General features: G+C 68.3%; 14 protein-coding genes. 3 read left to right on the top strand and 11 right to left on the bottom strand.

The features are described from left to right. Window positions 1–36: 36 nt before the first annotated feature. The 5 genes from MKD51_RS03045 to MKD51_RS03065 all read right to left on the bottom strand — a co-directional run bounded on the left by MKD51_RS03045 (window position 37) and on the right by MKD51_RS03065 (window position 6008). On the bottom strand, window positions 37–1287 hold the full coding sequence (locus MKD51_RS03045) for a Xaa-Pro peptidase family protein (RefSeq protein ID WP_240238012.1): 1251 nt from the start codon (window positions 1285–1287) through the stop codon (window positions 37–39). After that, on the bottom strand, window positions 1284–2576 hold the full coding sequence (locus MKD51_RS03050; protein WP_240238014.1) for an MFS transporter: 1293 nt from the start codon (window positions 2574–2576) through the stop codon (window positions 1284–1286). The genes MKD51_RS03045 and MKD51_RS03050 overlap by 4 nt, the downstream gene beginning before the upstream one ends. A gap of 127 nt (window positions 2577–2703) precedes the next feature. Then, the gene (locus MKD51_RS03055; RefSeq protein WP_240238016.1) at window positions 2704–3588 is read right to left on the bottom strand and encodes a LysR family transcriptional regulator; all 885 of its coding nucleotides are present in this window, start codon (window positions 3586–3588) and stop codon (window positions 2704–2706) included. A gap of 49 nt (window positions 3589–3637) precedes the next feature. Next, window positions 3638–5074 carry an MFS transporter gene (locus MKD51_RS03060; protein WP_240238018.1) on the bottom strand — a complete coding sequence of 479 codons (1437 nt, stop codon included), beginning with the start codon at window positions 5072–5074 and terminating at the stop codon, window positions 3638–3640. Between the two features lie 25 nt (window positions 5075–5099). Further along, the gene (locus MKD51_RS03065; RefSeq protein ID WP_240238020.1) at window positions 5100–6008 is read right to left on the bottom strand and encodes an arginase family protein; all 909 of its coding nucleotides are present in this window, start codon (window positions 6006–6008) and stop codon (window positions 5100–5102) included. Window positions 6009–6121: 113 nt separating this feature from the next. Between MKD51_RS03065 and MKD51_RS03070 the strand changes: the two genes are divergently transcribed. Then, entirely contained in the window at window positions 6122–7630 is a 1509-nt protein-coding gene (locus tag MKD51_RS03070; RefSeq protein ID WP_240238022.1) for a PucR family transcriptional regulator, read from the top strand. A gap of 53 nt (window positions 7631–7683) precedes the next feature. Here MKD51_RS03070 and MKD51_RS03075 read toward each other — a convergent pair whose 3' ends face one another. Beyond that, window positions 7684–9069, bottom strand: a complete 1386-nt coding sequence (locus MKD51_RS03075) for an LLM class flavin-dependent oxidoreductase (protein WP_240238024.1) — start codon at window positions 9067–9069, stop codon at window positions 7684–7686. Then, complete coding sequence (locus tag MKD51_RS03080; RefSeq protein WP_240238026.1) at window positions 9066–10538, bottom strand: MFS transporter; 1473 nt, start codon at window positions 10536–10538, stop codon at window positions 9066–9068. The genes MKD51_RS03075 and MKD51_RS03080 overlap by 4 nt, the downstream gene beginning before the upstream one ends. Window positions 10539–10724: 186 nt before the next feature. Here MKD51_RS03080 and MKD51_RS03085 point away from each other — a divergent pair, with 186 nt between their 5' ends. Together MKD51_RS03085 and MKD51_RS03090 are read left to right on the top strand one after the other, a co-directional pair. Next, window positions 10725–10916 (top strand): hypothetical protein, encoded by a 192-nt coding sequence (locus tag MKD51_RS03085; RefSeq protein WP_240238028.1) that lies wholly within the window; start codon window positions 10725–10727, stop codon window positions 10914–10916. A gap of 31 nt (window positions 10917–10947) precedes the next feature. After that, a complete protein-coding gene (locus MKD51_RS03090; protein ID WP_240238030.1) occupies window positions 10948–11310 on the top strand; it encodes a DUF1801 domain-containing protein in 363 nt (120 codons plus the stop codon). A 373-nt stretch (window positions 11311–11683) separates the two neighbouring features. On the opposite strand, the gene MKD51_RS03095 is transcribed toward MKD51_RS03090, so the two are convergent. The 4 genes from MKD51_RS03095 to MKD51_RS03110 all read right to left on the bottom strand — a co-directional run bounded on the left by MKD51_RS03095 (window position 11684) and on the right by MKD51_RS03110 (window position 15494). Then, the gene (locus tag MKD51_RS03095) at window positions 11684–12850 is read right to left on the bottom strand and encodes an FAD-binding oxidoreductase (protein ID WP_240238032.1); all 1167 of its coding nucleotides are present in this window, start codon (window positions 12848–12850) and stop codon (window positions 11684–11686) included. Window positions 12851–12860: 10 nt separating this feature from the next. Further along, window positions 12861–13562 (bottom strand): amino acid ABC transporter ATP-binding protein, encoded by a 702-nt coding sequence (locus tag MKD51_RS03100; RefSeq protein WP_240238034.1) that lies wholly within the window; start codon window positions 13560–13562, stop codon window positions 12861–12863. A 67-nt stretch (window positions 13563–13629) separates the two neighbouring features. Beyond that, the gene (locus MKD51_RS03105; protein ID WP_240238036.1) at window positions 13630–14514 is read right to left on the bottom strand and encodes an amino acid ABC transporter permease; all 885 of its coding nucleotides are present in this window, start codon (window positions 14512–14514) and stop codon (window positions 13630–13632) included. A 68-nt stretch (window positions 14515–14582) separates the two neighbouring features. Further along, entirely contained in the window at window positions 14583–15494 is a 912-nt protein-coding gene (locus MKD51_RS03110; RefSeq protein WP_240238038.1) for an ABC transporter substrate-binding protein, read from the bottom strand. Window positions 15495–15511 lie beyond the last annotated feature (17 nt).

Here is a 15511-nt window from a genome sequence, read left to right on the forward strand (position 1 = left end):
TCGCTCCTCTCGGCTTGTGCCCTGCGGGGGCTGGTCTCAGGCGCGCGGTTCGATGACCGTCAGCTCGTGCGGCAAGGTGTGCAGCAGCTCGGCACCATGGTCGCGGATGACGACCAGATCCTCGATCATGATCGCGCCGACATCCGGTGTGTACGTCGGCACCTCGACGGCGAGGACCATGCCGGGCTCGACGCGGACGTCGCACGCCGGGCCGATGAACGGAGGCTCCTCGTGGAAGGTGTCGATGCCGACCGAGTGGCCGACATGGCCGCGGTTGAACGTGGGGTAGCCGTGGCTGTGCACGTGCCCGATGGCGTTGAAGAACGCGTCGCCGACGCGAGCGCCGGGCACGAGCGAGTCGCGGGCGATGCGCTGCGCCTCGGCGAGCACGTCGTAGAGTCGCTGCGCCTCGCTGCTGGGCTGGCCGAAGGCGAACGTGCGGCCGCCGTCGCTGCGGTAGCCGTGCACGGTGGTGCCGCAGTCGAACTTCACGAGGTCGCCGGCGCGCAGGCCGCTGGCCGTGCTGCCGTAGCCCGCGGACGTCGTGCCGCCGACGGTGGGGAGCACCCAGTTGTCGGTGTACCCGGCGAAGCGTGGCTCCCCGATCGCGGCCGTCGCGACCGAGATCTGGTAGGCGGCGCGGATGTCGGATGCCGTCATGCCCTCGCGAGCGATCTGCATTGCGCCGACCATGCCGCGCTCGGAGAGCTCGACCGCCGTGCGCAGCCGTTCGATCTCCCACTCCTGCTTGATGAGGCGCACCTCATAGATGTCATCGGTGAAGTCGACCCACTCGACGTCCGGCGCCGAGCGGCGCAGCCGGTGCCAGGTGTCGAGCGTCACGTGCGGGAGGTCGGTCGCAATCCGGCCGCTGGCCATGCCGAGCGAGTGGAGCGCGTCCGCGGCGATGCGGTCGAGCTCGGCCGCATCCCATTGCTCCGGCCGACCCGGCTCGGGCGCCGACGGCAGCTCCATCTGCTCAGCGGTCGAGAGGTCGACCCAGAGCGGGTACGTGGCGAGCTCAACCTCCGGGGCCGCCGCTCGGGCGGTCTTCTCCTCGAAGTCGCCGAGCATGAGCGTCACGGGCAGGCTCTCGTCGGCCGGCACGAACGCGAGCACCGTGCCGTGCAGTCGCCACCACTCGGAGACGAAGTAGCTGCGGAAGCCGGTGACGTAGAAGAGGTTCGACGGTGTGAAGGCGACATAGCCGGCGAGGCCGCGGGCCTTGAGGCGCGCGCGGATCTGCGCGATACCGAGGTCGGTGGATGCCGTGGTGGCGATGGTCATGCGAGGTCCTTTCTCATCGTCTCGCGCGCGAGCAGCGACGCGACGACGGCGATGATGGCGGTGATGGCGACGTAGACGCTGACGGCGAAGGTGGAGCTGAACGTCTGCGTCAGCAGCGCGGCGAGGAAGGGGGCGAGCGCGCCGCCCAGGATGCCGGCGACCTGGTAGCCGAAGCCGGCACCCGTCGAGCGCACCTTGGTCGGGAACATCTCGGTGATGAACGCCGCCATCGGGCCGTACATGATGCCCTGCGCGGCGATCCCGGTCGCGATGGCGATGACGGCGAGCACCGGGTTCGCAGTGTCGATCAACGGCCAGGCGATGAAGGCCCAGATGCCGACGGCGATCGCGCCGGCCATGTAGACGGGGCGGCGGCCCACGCGGTCGGAGATGTGCGCGCTGATCGGGATGATGAGGAACTGCGCGATGCATCCGACGATCACGCCCGTGAGGCCGACGCTCGCGGACATCTCCAGATTCGAGGTGATGTAGGAGAGCGCGAAGACGGCGAACACATAGTAGGAGACGTCGCTCGCGATGCGCAGGCCGATCGTCAGCAGTACCTGCCGCCAGTATCCGCGGAGCATCGTGCGCAGCGGGGTAGCCTCCCGCTCCTCGACCTTGAAGAGCGGAGACTCCGCGACCGTCGCGCGGATCCAGAAGCTCAGCAGTACCAGGAGGGCGCTGGCGAGGAACGGCACGCGCCAGCCCCAGGAGGTGAACGCCTCCGGCGAGAGCGTGGCCTCCATGACGAACAGCGCCCCGACGGCGAGCAGGTTGCCAGCGGGAACGCCGAGCTGCATCCAGGAGGCGATGAGGCCTCGGCCCTTCGCTCGACCGGCGCCGTCAGCGTGCTCGGCCGAGAGCGTGGCCGCGCTGCCCCACTCGCCGCCGAGTCCGAGCCCCTGCACGATGCGCAGCAGCACCAGCAGCGCCGGTGCCCAGAAGCCGATGGTGTCGAAGCCCGGGATGCAGCCGATGAGGAACGTGCCGACGCCCATCACGAGCAGCGTTGCGATCAGCACGTTCTTGCGGCCGATCACGTCGCCGAGAGCGCCGAAGACGATACCGCCCAGCGGCCGGACGACGAAGGCGACGCCGTAGGTCATGAAGGAGAGCAACAGGCCGATGCCGGGCTCGGACTCGGGGAAGAAGACGCGCGGGAAGACGAGTGCGGCTGCTGACCCGAAGAGGAAGAAGTCGTACCACTCGATGGTCGTGCCGGCGAAGGTGGACAGCAGGACGCGGCGGAGAGGTGCCGGCGTCGTGCGCTCGGTCGTGGTGCTCACGGGAGGCCTTTCGTCCGATGGAAGGTGGGTGCGACGCTACCGAGCGTCGATGATCACCGTCCAATATCGAAACGAGGCAACATGATGCCGTTTGGGAATCAAGCGGGCGCCTCTGAGTCGGCGCGCGTCAGCGAATGATCGGTACGCCTGGCAGGTGCTCGAGGACCCGTCGGGCGGCGAGCGGCACCATGCCCGGATTGCTCGCCACCGCGAGCGGCAACGAGATGGGATGCTCGAGCCGCACGTAAGAGACGCCCGGAATCGCGACCCGCTCGGCGGATGCCGGCACGATGCTGACGCCGATGCCGAGCGCCACCTGCCCGAGGATCGTCGTCACGTGCGCGGCGCTCTCGATCGGCTCGAATTCGATGCCAGCTTCCTGGAACAGCGCCGCAACCCGATCCCAGTAGCCGGTGCCCGCCGACCTTGGGAAGAGCACGACGGGGTGCTCGCTGAGGTCGGCCACGGCGACAGTCTCATGCTGCGCCAGGGGGCTCGTGTCCGGCACGGCGGCTACGAACTGCTCCGACCAGACTGGCTCGACCCGGAAGCCGCTCGCGATCGGCGGCCGTACGAAGCCGAGCTGCACCTCTCCCACGCGCAATGCGTCGACCAGCTCGGGCGTCTCGAGCTCATCGACTTGAAGTGCAACGTCAGGCAGCGCGGCTCGAACTGGCGCGAGCAGGCGCGGCAGCGCCTCGTAGAACGCCGAGCCGACCGCCCCGATGCGCACGACGCCCCTTGCCCCAGCGCGCAGCTGCTCGGCGGCGCGCTGCATCGCCCGCCAGCCGCCGAGCATCGTACGCGCGTGCCCCAGGAGCTCTTGCCCGGCGGTCGTCAATGCGACGCCGCCGGAGCCGCGGACGAACAGCTCGATGCCGAGCTCCGCCTCGATCTTCTGCACTCGCTTCGACAGGGCGGGCTGTGCGATGCCGAGCCGGAGGGCGGCGCGATGGAAGTGCAATTCCTCGGCCAGCACCGCGAGGCATTCGAGATCGCGCACATCGAGCATGCGCCCAGTCTGGCGTGCGCCGCGCGGTCGGGCGGGGCCTGTCCGCGACTCAGGGCGAACGATCCGCGGCGAGCCCTGACTCGTTGATCTCCTGCGCCTCGAGATCGGTTTCGACGTTCGGCGCCGACCCGAGCAGCGGCTTCCGGGCAGATTCGGCCAGGAACACCACCGCAAGCATGCCGACGACCGACATGCCGATCAGGTAGTAGGCGGCGGCGAGGTCGTCGCCGCTCCACCGGATGAGGCTGTCGATCACCAGCGGCGCCGTGCCGCCGAACACGGCGATCGAGATGTTGTAGGCGAAGCCCAGGCTCGTGCTCCTCGAGCGGGTCGGGAACAGCGCCGGGTAGGTCGACGCCAGGGTGCCCATGTAGAGCGCGACGGGCGCGCCCACGAGCGCGAGTCCCAACAGCACCCCGAGGGTCGAGCCGCTGCCGATGAGGAGGAAGGCGGGAATTCCCAGCACGATGACCCAGCCAGATGCGATGAAGAGCACTGGCTTGCGACCGATGCGGTCAGAGAGCATGCCGACGAATGGCATCGAGCACGCCATGAGCAGGAGCAGCGGGACCGTCAGCAAGTTGCTCTGCACCGCGTCGTACTGCTCGACCGTCGCAAGGTAGGTGGGCATGTACGAGGTGAAGGCATAGCCGGCGCTGTTCGCGGCGGCTACCAGCACGATCACCATGACGATGCCGCGCCAGTTCTCGGCCAACGACCGCAGCGGTCGCACCCGCAGGTGCTCGCGACCCGTCTCTCCGACACCGGCAAGGGCGAGCTCGGCGGTGAACTGCGGCGACTCAGTGACCTTGAGGCGGATGTAGATCGCGACGACCGCCAACGGGCCCGCCAGCAGGAACGGCACGCGCCATAACCCATCTTCAAGCGCCTGCTGCCCGAAGCCCACCTGCAGCGCGGTGACGAGCACCGCACCAAGCGCGAAGCCGAGATAGCTGCCGCCGTCGAGGAATGCCGCGTAGAAGCCTCGCTTGCGGTCTGGCGAGGACTCCGTGATATAGGTGAGAGCACCCGTGAACTCGCCGCCTGCCGAGAAGCCTTGCAGCACCTTCAGCAGCACCAGCAGCACGGGAGCGGAGACACCGATCATCCCGTAATCGGGCAGCAGCCCGATGAGGAAGGTCGCCGCGGCAACGAGGGTCAGTGTCAGGAACAGCACGCGCTTGCGCCCGATGCGGTCGCCCAGCCATCCGAAGAACATGCCGCCGAGCGGACGGAACAGGTAGGTCGCCGCGAAGGTGCCGAGCAGGAAGATGACCTGCGTGGACGGGTCGGCGTCCGGCAGGAAGATCGGGCCGAGTGTGACGATCAAGTAGCCGAACGCACCGACGTCGTACCACTCCATCACGTTACCGACGAAGGTCCCGCGCACCGCTCGGCCCAGCTCGGGTTTGCGGATCACGTTGACGGTGCCCGTCTCTAGGAGTTCCGACTGTTGCGTCTCGGGGCCGGTGGAGTGCGTCGTCATGGTGTGGCTGCTCTCTCGATGGTGGTCAGTGCCGGGGCGCCGGCTGTTCCTGGCCGTAGAAGGCGAAGTAGTAGACCAGGTACGCCGCCAGGTTCGAGGTCATGTCCTGGTGATCCTTCAAGGGGTTGACCTCTGTGACGGCGAACGAGTCGCAGTGGGGTGCGATGGCGGTGATCACGTCGAGCGCCTGCCGGGAGGTGAGCCCGCCAGGCTCGTAGCCGCCGCAGCCCGGTGCGAAGGCGAGGTCGATTGCGTCGATGTCGAAGCTGCAGTGCACGTGATCTGCGCCATCGATCCTCGCCAGGATCCGGTCGACTGCCGCATCTGTGCCCATGCGATCGAATGCTCGTGCCGTGATCTGCGCGGGACCCTCCTCGACCACATAGCGTCTCGACGACGGGAAGTTGAAATGACGCAGGCCCACCTGGATGCTGTGGTCGCGACTCGTCCGAGCCAGCTCGAGCGATCGCCGCATACCGCTGGACTGGCTGTGCCTGCCCTGCTGCTCGTTCTCATCCATCACGTCGAGGTGAGCGTCGAAGTGCACGATCGCGACCGACCCGTCGACCGCGTCGTGCAGCCCCTTGGTGCCCGCGTACAACAGGCAGTCGTCGCCGCCGAGCAGAATCGGCACGTGACCGGCGTGCACCGCGTCGGAGATCCGCGCAGCGGTGCGCTCCAGGGTGGTCTCGAGGTCGTGCGCCACGATGGATGCATCTCCGCCGTCCTCGATGACGGGCGCGGCGTGTAGCTCGCCAGTCTCCAGCGAGTACACCTGGCCGTCCTCGACGCGCATCGTGATCCATTCCAATGCCTCGCGGATGCGCGCTGGGGCGTACCGGGAGCCGGGGAAGCCGAGTGTCGAGGCGCCATCGTAGGGCGCGCCGATCAGCTCGAAGGCTCTGCGGGCGGTGTCTGTGCTGGGCTGGTCCATTCCCCGATTGTGCGTGCGGATCGTGACCTGCCGTAGTGTCGCTCCTGTCGAACACCGACGTGTGCATTCACGGCCATGTCGAGTCCGTTAGGCCTGGGCTGCAGGGGGTGCACATGCGTGTCACGGTGGCCGACCTCGTGGAGTCGGTGGTGGGGCTCACCTGTGTCGCAGGTCATTCCGGTCTGAGCGCTCCCGTGCACTGGGTGCATGTCTTCGAGACCAATGACCCGACCCCGTGGCTGACCGGCGGCGAGTTCCTGCTCACCGTCGACCTGGGCCGACGTGACGACAGCGACGTCGCCGAGCTCTGCGAGCGGCTGGCGCGCCGCGGTGTCGCCGGGCTGGGGTTCGGCGTTGGCGTGACGAGCGATGCGGTGCCTGCCGCGTGGATCCGGGAGAGCGAACGGCACGGCATCCCGTTGCTCGAGGTGCCGTTCGACGTGCCGTTCATCGGCATCTCTCGATTCGTGTCGGATCGTGACCTGCAGGAGCAGGCTCGCCGGTCCGAGGCAATGCTGCGACAGCAGAGCGAGTTCGCAGGGTTCGCCCTGTCGCCGATGAGCGCGGCGGGAATCGTGGAGCGGCTCGCGGACCAACTAGAAGCAGACGCCGCGGTGTACCTGCCGGCGGAGGACAGGTTCGAGCGACTGCGGGTGACCGCCCCGCTGGCAGGGCAGCCGGGCGAAGGCGCGCCGTTCGCCCCCGAGCTCCTGCGTGCCCAAGTGCAGCGACTGCTCGAAGGCGAGCAGACGGCTGCGATCGTGGCGGCGTCGGGCTGGTACGTGCACGCTGCGCGATTCGCAGAGCCTGGCGCAGAGGGCGTCGGATTGATCGCGCGCAGGGAGCGATTCTCGGCGCTGGAGTCGATGTTCATCGGCTCGTCGATGGCGATCGCCGAGCTCGGGGCGCGGAGTCGGGCCGCAACGGAGGAGCGCCTCGCCGGTCTGCGGTCGAGCGCGCTCGCCCAGGTCTGGAAGACGGATTCCGAAGGGCTGCGCGACGCGCTGCTGCGATGGCTGCTCGGCCGGAGCACCGACTTCGTCCTGGCCGTGCTCGTCGAGCAGCCGCAGAGCGGCGGAGCGGCTAGGCCCACGGCGCCACCGCACCTCCCCGGCATGATCGCTGCGGCCGTCAGCGATGACGGGGTCGTCGCGCTGCTCCCTGCTGACGCACTCGACCTGCGCTGGACACCACCGGCGCGTTGGAGCGTGGGGGTCAGCGGCGTCGTCGACGTCCGGGGATTCCTCACCGCGAAGTCAGAGGCCGTCCTCGCCTCGCGAGCGGCTGCACGCGCATCAGCCCCGCGTCTCGATGCGGCAGCACTCCTGCCCGCGCAACGGACCGCTGCGATCGTCGACCACGACCAGGCCAATAGCCTGCTGACGGTGATCCGGGGTCGTCTCTCTGAAGTCGACGCAGCGCATTCGGTCGAGCTCGAGCGCGCACTGACAGCGTTCCTGCGCCGCAACGGTCGCATCGAGTCCGCGGCGGCCGATCTCGGCGTGCACCGGCAGACGCTGGCGACGCGGCTGCGTCGCGCGGAGCGCATCCTCGCTCTCGATCTTGACGACCCCGACGATCGCGCCACGCTGTGGTTGGCGCTCCGTGGCGCCGCGCCTTAGCCGCAGTCGATCGACGGCTGCGAGCGATCTCCTGGGACGCCTCAACCGCTGCGTCAGACAGCCACCCCCGCCCGCCGGAACCCCGCACCCTTGTGGTCGGCCGGCAGCTGCGGGCCGGCGCCGCTGAGCGCCTCGCGCAGCGTCGCACCAGCGGGCAGCGCCGATGCCTCTGGCAGCAGCCCGCGCCGCCGCAGCTCGGGCGTCACGAGCGCGGCGAAGCGCTCGAAGTCGGCCGGTCGCACCGCCGCCGCGATGTTGAAGCCGTCGACACCCGACTCCTCGCGCCAGCGCTCCAGCTCGTCGACCACCGTCGCGGGCGAGCCCACGATCACGGGACCCCGGCCGCCGATCGCGACGAACTCGGCCAGGTCGCGCACCGTCCAGGTGCGATCGGGCGACAGCGTCGTGAACGACGCGAGCGCCGAGTGGTTCGCCTCCGTCTGCACGTGCTCGAGCGTCGCATCCGGGTCCAGCCCTGAGAGGTCGACGCCGGTCCAGCCGCCGAAGAGCGCGAGCGCGCCCTCGATGTCGACGTGGTCGCGGTAGGTCGCCAGTCGCGCCTCGGCCTCCTCATCCGTGTCGGCGACGACGATCGTCGCGAGCGACAGGATGCGCACCGCATCCGCCGCCCTGCCGCGCTCCACGAGCCCATTCCGCACGCCGTCGACCCAGCGGCGCACGAGCTGCGGCGTGCTGCCCGAGAAGAAGATCGCCTCGGCGTGGTCGAGCGAGAAGTCCTGCCCGCGCTTCGAGGCACCGGCCTGGAACAGGAACGGCGTGCCCTGCGGCCCCGGGTGCGCGAGCGCGTGCCCGGGCACCGAGAACCACTCGCCGCGGTGCTCGATCGGATGCACCCGCTCGGGGTCGAGGTAGACGCCCCTGTCTGCGTCGTTCACCACCGCATCCGCCTCGAACGAGCCCTCGAAGAGCTTGTACATGACGTCCATGTACTCGTCGGCGCGGTCGTAGCGCACGTCGTGGGGCAGCTGCCGCTCGTAGCCGAGGTTGCGGGCCGCGGAATCCTGATAGGAGGTGACGATGTTCCACGCCACCCGGCCGCCCGTGAAGTGGTCGAGCGTCGAGAGCGTGCGTGCCAGCAGGTAGGGCGACTCGTAGGTGACCGAGGCGGTGACGCCGAAGCCGAGCCGCTCGGTGACCGCCGCCATCGCGGGCACCGCCACCAGCGGATCGAGCACCGGGTACTGCACGCCGCCGCGCGCGGTCGCCTCGATGCCGTCGCCGTAGACGTCGTAGACGCCGGGGATGTCGGCGAGGAAGAGCGCCGAGAAGCCGCCCTCCTCGAGGGTGCGGGCGAGGGCCGTCCAGTAGCCGAGCTCGTCGAAGCGGGTCGCCTGCGACTCGGGGTGCCGCCAGAGCCCGGGCGACTGGTGGTTGGGAACGATCATGTCGAAGGCGCTGAGCAGCAGGGGGCGTGTCATCGGGTGGTCCTCTCGGGCGTGGTGGCGGCGAGCGCGAGTTCGGGCTGTGAGCCGCGGTTGCCGTGGTCGGTGTCGGCATCGGTGGTGGTGCCGTCGGGCTCATCTATGTCATCGGTGCGGATGCGCGTGGGCGCGTCATGCAGGTCTGCCAGCTCGATGCCGGGTCGGTCGCGCGCGGGATCCTTGGCGAGCAGGGCGGCGACCACCGAGAGTGCGGCGAGCACCGACAGGTAGCCGGCGATCAGCCACGGCGAGTTGCCGCCGGCCGCGAACAGCAGCGCGGCGATCATCGGCATCAGCCCGCCGCCCAGCACCGAGCCGACCTGGTAGCCGAGGCTCACACCCGAGTACCGCACCTGCACCGGGAACTGCTCTGCGAACCACGCAGCCTGCGGGCCGTAGACCGAGTCGTGCGCGAGGTTGACGCCCAGGATCACGATGAGCGGCAGCAGCGCCAGCGGCCCGGTGTCGAGGAAGGCGAAGAGCACCCAGCCGAAGACGCCGATCGCGAGGTAGCCGCCGATCGAGACGATGCGCCTGCCGATGCGGTCGGAGAGCCAGCTCCACAGCGGGGTGGAGACCAGGCCGATGGCGGAGGCGATCATCACCGCCGTGACGCCGGCAGTGGTGTCGCCGCGCACGTCGCTGAGGTAGCTGAGCATGTAGACGGTGACGAGGAAGTAGATGGCGTTCTGCCCCAGCCGCAGACCGATCGTGATCAGCAGCGGCCGCCGGTGGTGGCGCAGCAGCTCGGCGAGGGGTGCGCGCGGCACGCCGCCCGAGGCGCGGTGCTCGACGAACTCCGGCGCATCCTCGACCCCCAGTCGGATCCACAGCCCCACGCCGACGAGCGCGGCGGAGGCGAGGAACGGGATGCGCCAGCCGAAGTCGGCGAACTGCTCGTCGGTCAGGGTGGCCTGCACGATGAAGAAGGCGCCGGTGGCCAGCAGCATGCCGGCCGACGAGCCCACCTGCGTGAACGAGCCGAACAGCCCGCGGTGCCTGGCGGGGGAGTGCTCGACGCTCAGCAGCGCGGAGCCGCCCCACTCGGCGCCGGCCGAGAGCCCCTGCAGCACGCGCAGCAGCACGAGCGCGACGACCGCCCACCAGCCGATCGTGGCGAAGGTCGGCAGCAGGCCGATGATCGCGGTCGCCACACCCATCAGCAGCAGCGAGGCGACCAGCAGCGACTTGCGGCCAATCCGGTCGCCCAGGTGCCCGGCGATGATGCCGCCCAGCGGCCGCACCACGATGCCGACCGCGAGGGTGGCGAAGGAGGCGACCGTGCCCGCAAGCGCGCTGCCCTGCGGGAAGAACTGGGTGCTGAAGATGAGGGCGGATGCCGTGCCGTAGAGATAGAAGTCGTACCACTCGATGGTGGTGCCGACGAAGGCGGAGGCGAGCACGCGCCGCTTGCCGGCGAGCGGCGTGGGGCGGCGCGGTGGCGCAGCCTGGTCGGTGTCGGTCATGCGGGCGTCCTCTCGGTTGCACGCCGGATCACCGCGGCAGCGCACGCCCGGAGAGATCGGGCGAGGCTGGCGGCAGGGCTGCGCTGGATGGTGTGCGGCCACGCTAGTGACGCGACCACGACATGCGCACGGGGTCAGCGTCACGGGCGGTAACACTGCTGGTGGTGGGGCCGATAGCCTCGCAGCATGGACGAGACGATCACGCCGGTAGAGCTGTCGCGCGAGCTGGGCATGGACCGCAAGGGCAAGCAGATCCGTGGCTTCCTGCGGAACCCCGCCGATGGCGGTGGCCCGTTCGAGGGGCACGAGATCGGCACCGAGTGGCACCTGACGCCCGAGCAGGCGGAGCGGATCCGGGCGCACTTCAAGAAGGCTTGAACGTGGCCGCGCGAGGAATCGGCTGCAGCTGATGACGACGATCGCCGACCACGACGCCTACATCGCTGCGGCTCCCCAGGCCTTCCGGCCCTCGCTCGAGCGTCTGCGTGTGCTGCTGGCCCGCGCACTGCCGGAGGCGGAGGAGATCGTCGCCTACGGCATGCCGGGGTTCAGCATCGACGGCTCGGTCGTCGCGAGCTACGCGGCGTTCAGCAAGCAGTGCGGGCTGTACCTGCTCGCGGGCGCCATCGCCGAGCATGCCGATGCGATCGCGGCGGCCGGTCTGAAGGCGACCAAGACCGGCATCACCTTCTCGCCGAAGAAGCCCATCCCGGATGACCTCGTCGAACGACTGGTACTGGCGTCGCGCAGGGCTGCCAGGACTGACGGCTAGGCCCGACGCGCTCCAAGCAGCGGTGCCGCGGCGGGTGCGTCTCAGCGCGCAGTGCGGCGGGCGCTGATGTCGCGGTCGTGCCCAGGCTCGAGCAGCACGCCGCCGGTGCCCTCGGCGCGCAGCTCGTCGTCGGGGTTGGAGAGCGCGCACGCCCGCAGGCTCAGGCAGCGAGAGCTGTCGCGCGAGCCGCAAGGGCAAGCAGATCCGTGGCTTCCTGCGGAAACTGGCCGATGGCGGTTGCCCGTTCGAGGGGCACGAGATCGGCACGGAGTGGCACTTGACGGCCGAGCAGGCGATCCGGGCGCACTTCAAGCTGATCCGGGAGGAAGCTGAGTCAGCGCCGGCTTTCGCCTCCCGCGGCATGCATCCGCCGCTACCGCGCTGGGGCCTTCACTCCGTGCGTCGCCGCCGAGTTGAAGCGATGCAATGCGAAGCGCTCCAACGACTCGTGCCGACCTCCGCCTGTTACTTCGTCGGCCACGACCGTGGCCAAGTGCGCAGAGAGAGTGACCCCGCTGTGGGTACCGATCGCGTAGATCCGATTCGCGGGATCGATCCAGTCGGCGATCGTGAGCCCGTCCTCAGGGAGGACTCGTTTGCCGAGACTCACTGACTCGGTCGACGCCTCGCGGAGCGACGGATACAGGCGTCGAACCCGCTCAAGCAGCAGGTTCGGTACGGACCAGATTTCTGGATCGTTGATCCCCCACATTCCGCCGGTCGGATGATCCGCGAAGGTCACGCCGCCGTTGCGGGCAGGGCGCACGGCGATGCCGGTTGCCCTCACGAAATGCCGGGGTCCGAAGGCAACTGGTCCGGTGCTGCTGATGATGCCGACGGAGGCCCCAGGGCTTCCAGCGGCGTCTGCGTTTCCTTCCGGATCGATCAGAGGGAAATCGAGGCCGGCTGAACGGGCGATGGAGGGTGTGCCGTTGCCCGCAGCGATGATGACGGCGTTCGCCGTGTGGGAGCGTTCGGTGCCGTCGGCGGCGACGGTGCGCACGATGCTGCCGTCGAGCCCGACGACTTTCTCGAACGGGAAGTACTGGGCACCTCGTGCAATTGAGTGTTCCAGCAGGCTGGCGCACATCGTCGGCACGTCAAGCCAGCCTTCGCGCGGGTAGACGGCCCCTGCGACCACGACGTCGGGGTCAATTCCGGGCTCCAGTTCGAGCACCTCGCTTCGCGTCAGCATCCTGGCGCCGTACGCAGGCAACGCAGCGTTGCTGACGTTGCGCTCCAGTTGGGATGCTTCGTCGCCAGAGGCCGCGACTTGCAGCATTCCTGTCTGGTGGAACCAGCGGGCACCCAGCGCGCTTGCCCGCTCGTGGGCCTGCAGGCCGAGATAGTTGAGTTGGCGGTACTCGTCCGGCGACTTGCTGTTCGCGTTGATCCAGGCGAACGTCGCCGCGCTGGTGCCTGAGGCGGCCTCGCCGGCGTCGATCAGCGCTACCGCGTGCCCACGCCGGCTGAGCTCGTCCGCCAGTGAGCAGCCGATGACGCCCGCGCCCACGACGATGAAACTACTTCTGCTTGACATCCGGTGACTCCTACAGGGTTCCAACGGAAGCGAAGAACTTCCTCGCACGGGGCGTGGTGGGGTTGTGCAGCAGGTCCGACGGGGCGCCTGTCTCGATCACGCGGCCGGCGTCCATCATCACGATCTCGTCTGCGACCTCTTCCGCGAATCGCATCTCGTGAGTGACGACGAGCATCGTGGATCCAGCGTCTGCCAGCCCACGCATGACCGTCAGCACCTCGTTGACCAGCTCGGGATCGAGCGCGCTCGTCGGCTCATCGAAGAGAAGGATCTGTGGCTCCATTGCCAGGGCCCTCGCGATCGCGACTCGCTGCTGCTGGCCACCGGACAGCTCGCTCGGGTAGTGGTCCGCACGGTCGCCAAGGCCCACTTGGTCCAGATGCCGGCGCGCAGCCGCATGCGCGTCCTTCTTCCCCGCCCGCCGGACGAGCATCGGCCCGATGGCGACGTTCTCGAGCGCCGTGTAGTTGGGGAAGAGGTTGAAGTGCTGGAAGACCATGCCGAAGTTCAGCGTCTGCCGCCGTGCGACCGATCCGCTGACTGGCACACGGTGACCGCCTTTGATCTCGTGGCCGATCATCGCTCCTTTAAGGAAGATCGCGCCGCCATCGAGCGCCTCCATCATGTTGATCGTTCGCAACAGCGTGCTCTTGCCGGAGCCGGAGGGCCCGACGATGCAGGTGACCGATCCGGCTTCGATGTCGAGACTCACGTCGTCGACGGCCTTCAGCTCACCAAAGTGCTTGCTGACATGCAGCAGTCGGAGGAGCGGCTCGGAGTCAGAGGACGGCATTGTTGGCTCCTGTGGCGGTGGCAGGCTGGTTCTTCTTCGCTTTGGCGGGGGTGCGGCGGATGTAGCCGCGACCAAAGTGCTTCTCGAGCTGGGACTGCCCGACCATGGCGAGGCTGGTGAGGACGAGGTACCAGATCACCGCGACGGTGAGCAGAGGGATCGTCTCGAAGTTGCGGGCATAGATCGTCTGCACCGTCGTCAGCAGCTCTGTGTAGCCGATCACGGAGACCAGGGATGTGCTCTTGAAGATGGTGATGACCTCGTTCGCCATCGACGGGGTGATGACTCGGATCAGCTGAGGCCCGAGGATCTTCTGGTAGGCGAGCACCGGCGGCAGTCCCAGCGCCTTGCACGCCTCAAACTGGCCCGAGTGCAGCGCAAGCACTCCGCCACGGATGATCTCCGCAGAGTAGGCGCCCAGATAGATCGCGAGGCCGATGATGGCGGCGCTGAATCTCGAGACGAGCTCGTTCGTCGGCACCTCGAAGATGCTCGGCCCGAACGGTATGCCGATGCCGAAGGTCGGCACCAGGGCGCCCCAGAAGAACACCAGGAGCAGCATCACGAGCGGGGGCATGGCCCGCATGAGCCAGATGTAGAGCACAGCAAAGGTTCTGAGCACGACGAGGTCGGACATTCGGCACCAGGCGGTGAGCACGCCGAGGACTAGCCCGAGAGCCGTGGTGAGGACGGTCAGAACGATCGTGTTCAGGAGCCCTGTCAGCACCACCTGGCTGAAGAGATAGGCGAAAACCAAGTCCCAGTTCCAGTTCGCGTTGAACACGAACAGCTCGACGAGGACGACTCCGATGTAGACGGCGAGCACGACGGTCACCCAGTGCCCGATGCCGACTCGCGGCTTGATCGGCAAGCTGGCGAGAGACTGCGGCGAGCGGGCGTCCAACCGAAGCCCGAGCGTCGTTGGAGTGGAGCTCACGATCAGCGCTCGATGGAGATGTCGCTGTTGATGGCCATCTCGGGCAGCGCCAGCTCCTGGAGGCCCCACCGTTGGAGCAGGGCGTCGTAGGTGCCGTCCTCAACGAGATGGAGCAGCGCGGCCTGCAGGGCGTCCCGCAACTCTGGGTTGTCCTTGTGGATGCCGATGCCGAGGATGCTCGTGTGTTCCTCATAGACAACCTGGAACGCATCCGGGTTGACTTGCGCGTTGTATGCGACCTGGGGGTAGTCGCCCCAGAATGCATCGGCTTCACCGCTCTGCACCGAGAGGATGCCGGCGGCGGAGTCGTTGTATCCGTTCACCGAGATCGCCGGCTCACCCGCTGTCTCGCAGTCGGCGGAGACCGTCTCGAGGCTCACCTGCTGCGACGTGCCGCGCGCGAAGCCCACACTGAGGCCGCAGAGATCTTCCAGCGTGATCTCCTCGGCTTCGAACGTTGTGCTCGTGATGATGCCGGTGCCGTTGTGCAGGTAGTCGATGAAGTCGATGTGCGTCTGGCGTTCGACGAAGTCGGCGACCGATGCGATCGCGTCGAATCGCTGCGCTTCGAGGCCCGGCACCATCGCGTCGAACGTGCCCTCCTGGAACTCCGGCTGGAGGTCGAGCACGCGCGCGGCGGCGCGCAAGAGGTCAGGATTGAAGCCTGCGATGTTGCCTTCGTCGTCAACGAATTTGATGGGTTCCACGTCGGCATTGATGGAGATGGTGAATCCGCCACGCTCGCGATATTCGGCGGGCACCATCGCGGCGATCTCCTCCACCGTCTGCACCGCAGCGACGATGTCGTCCTCTGCGGCAGGGCCACTCGCTCCGTCTATCGATGGATTGGCACATCCGCCAAGCAGGCCGACGAGGGCGAGTCCTGCGATGGCCCCTGCGAATTTACGCTTCATTGAGTTCCTCCATGGGG

It is taken from the genome of Agrococcus sp. ARC_14 (assembly GCF_022436485.1).
Taxonomy (GTDB): domain Bacteria; phylum Actinomycetota; class Actinomycetes; order Actinomycetales; family Microbacteriaceae; genus Agrococcus.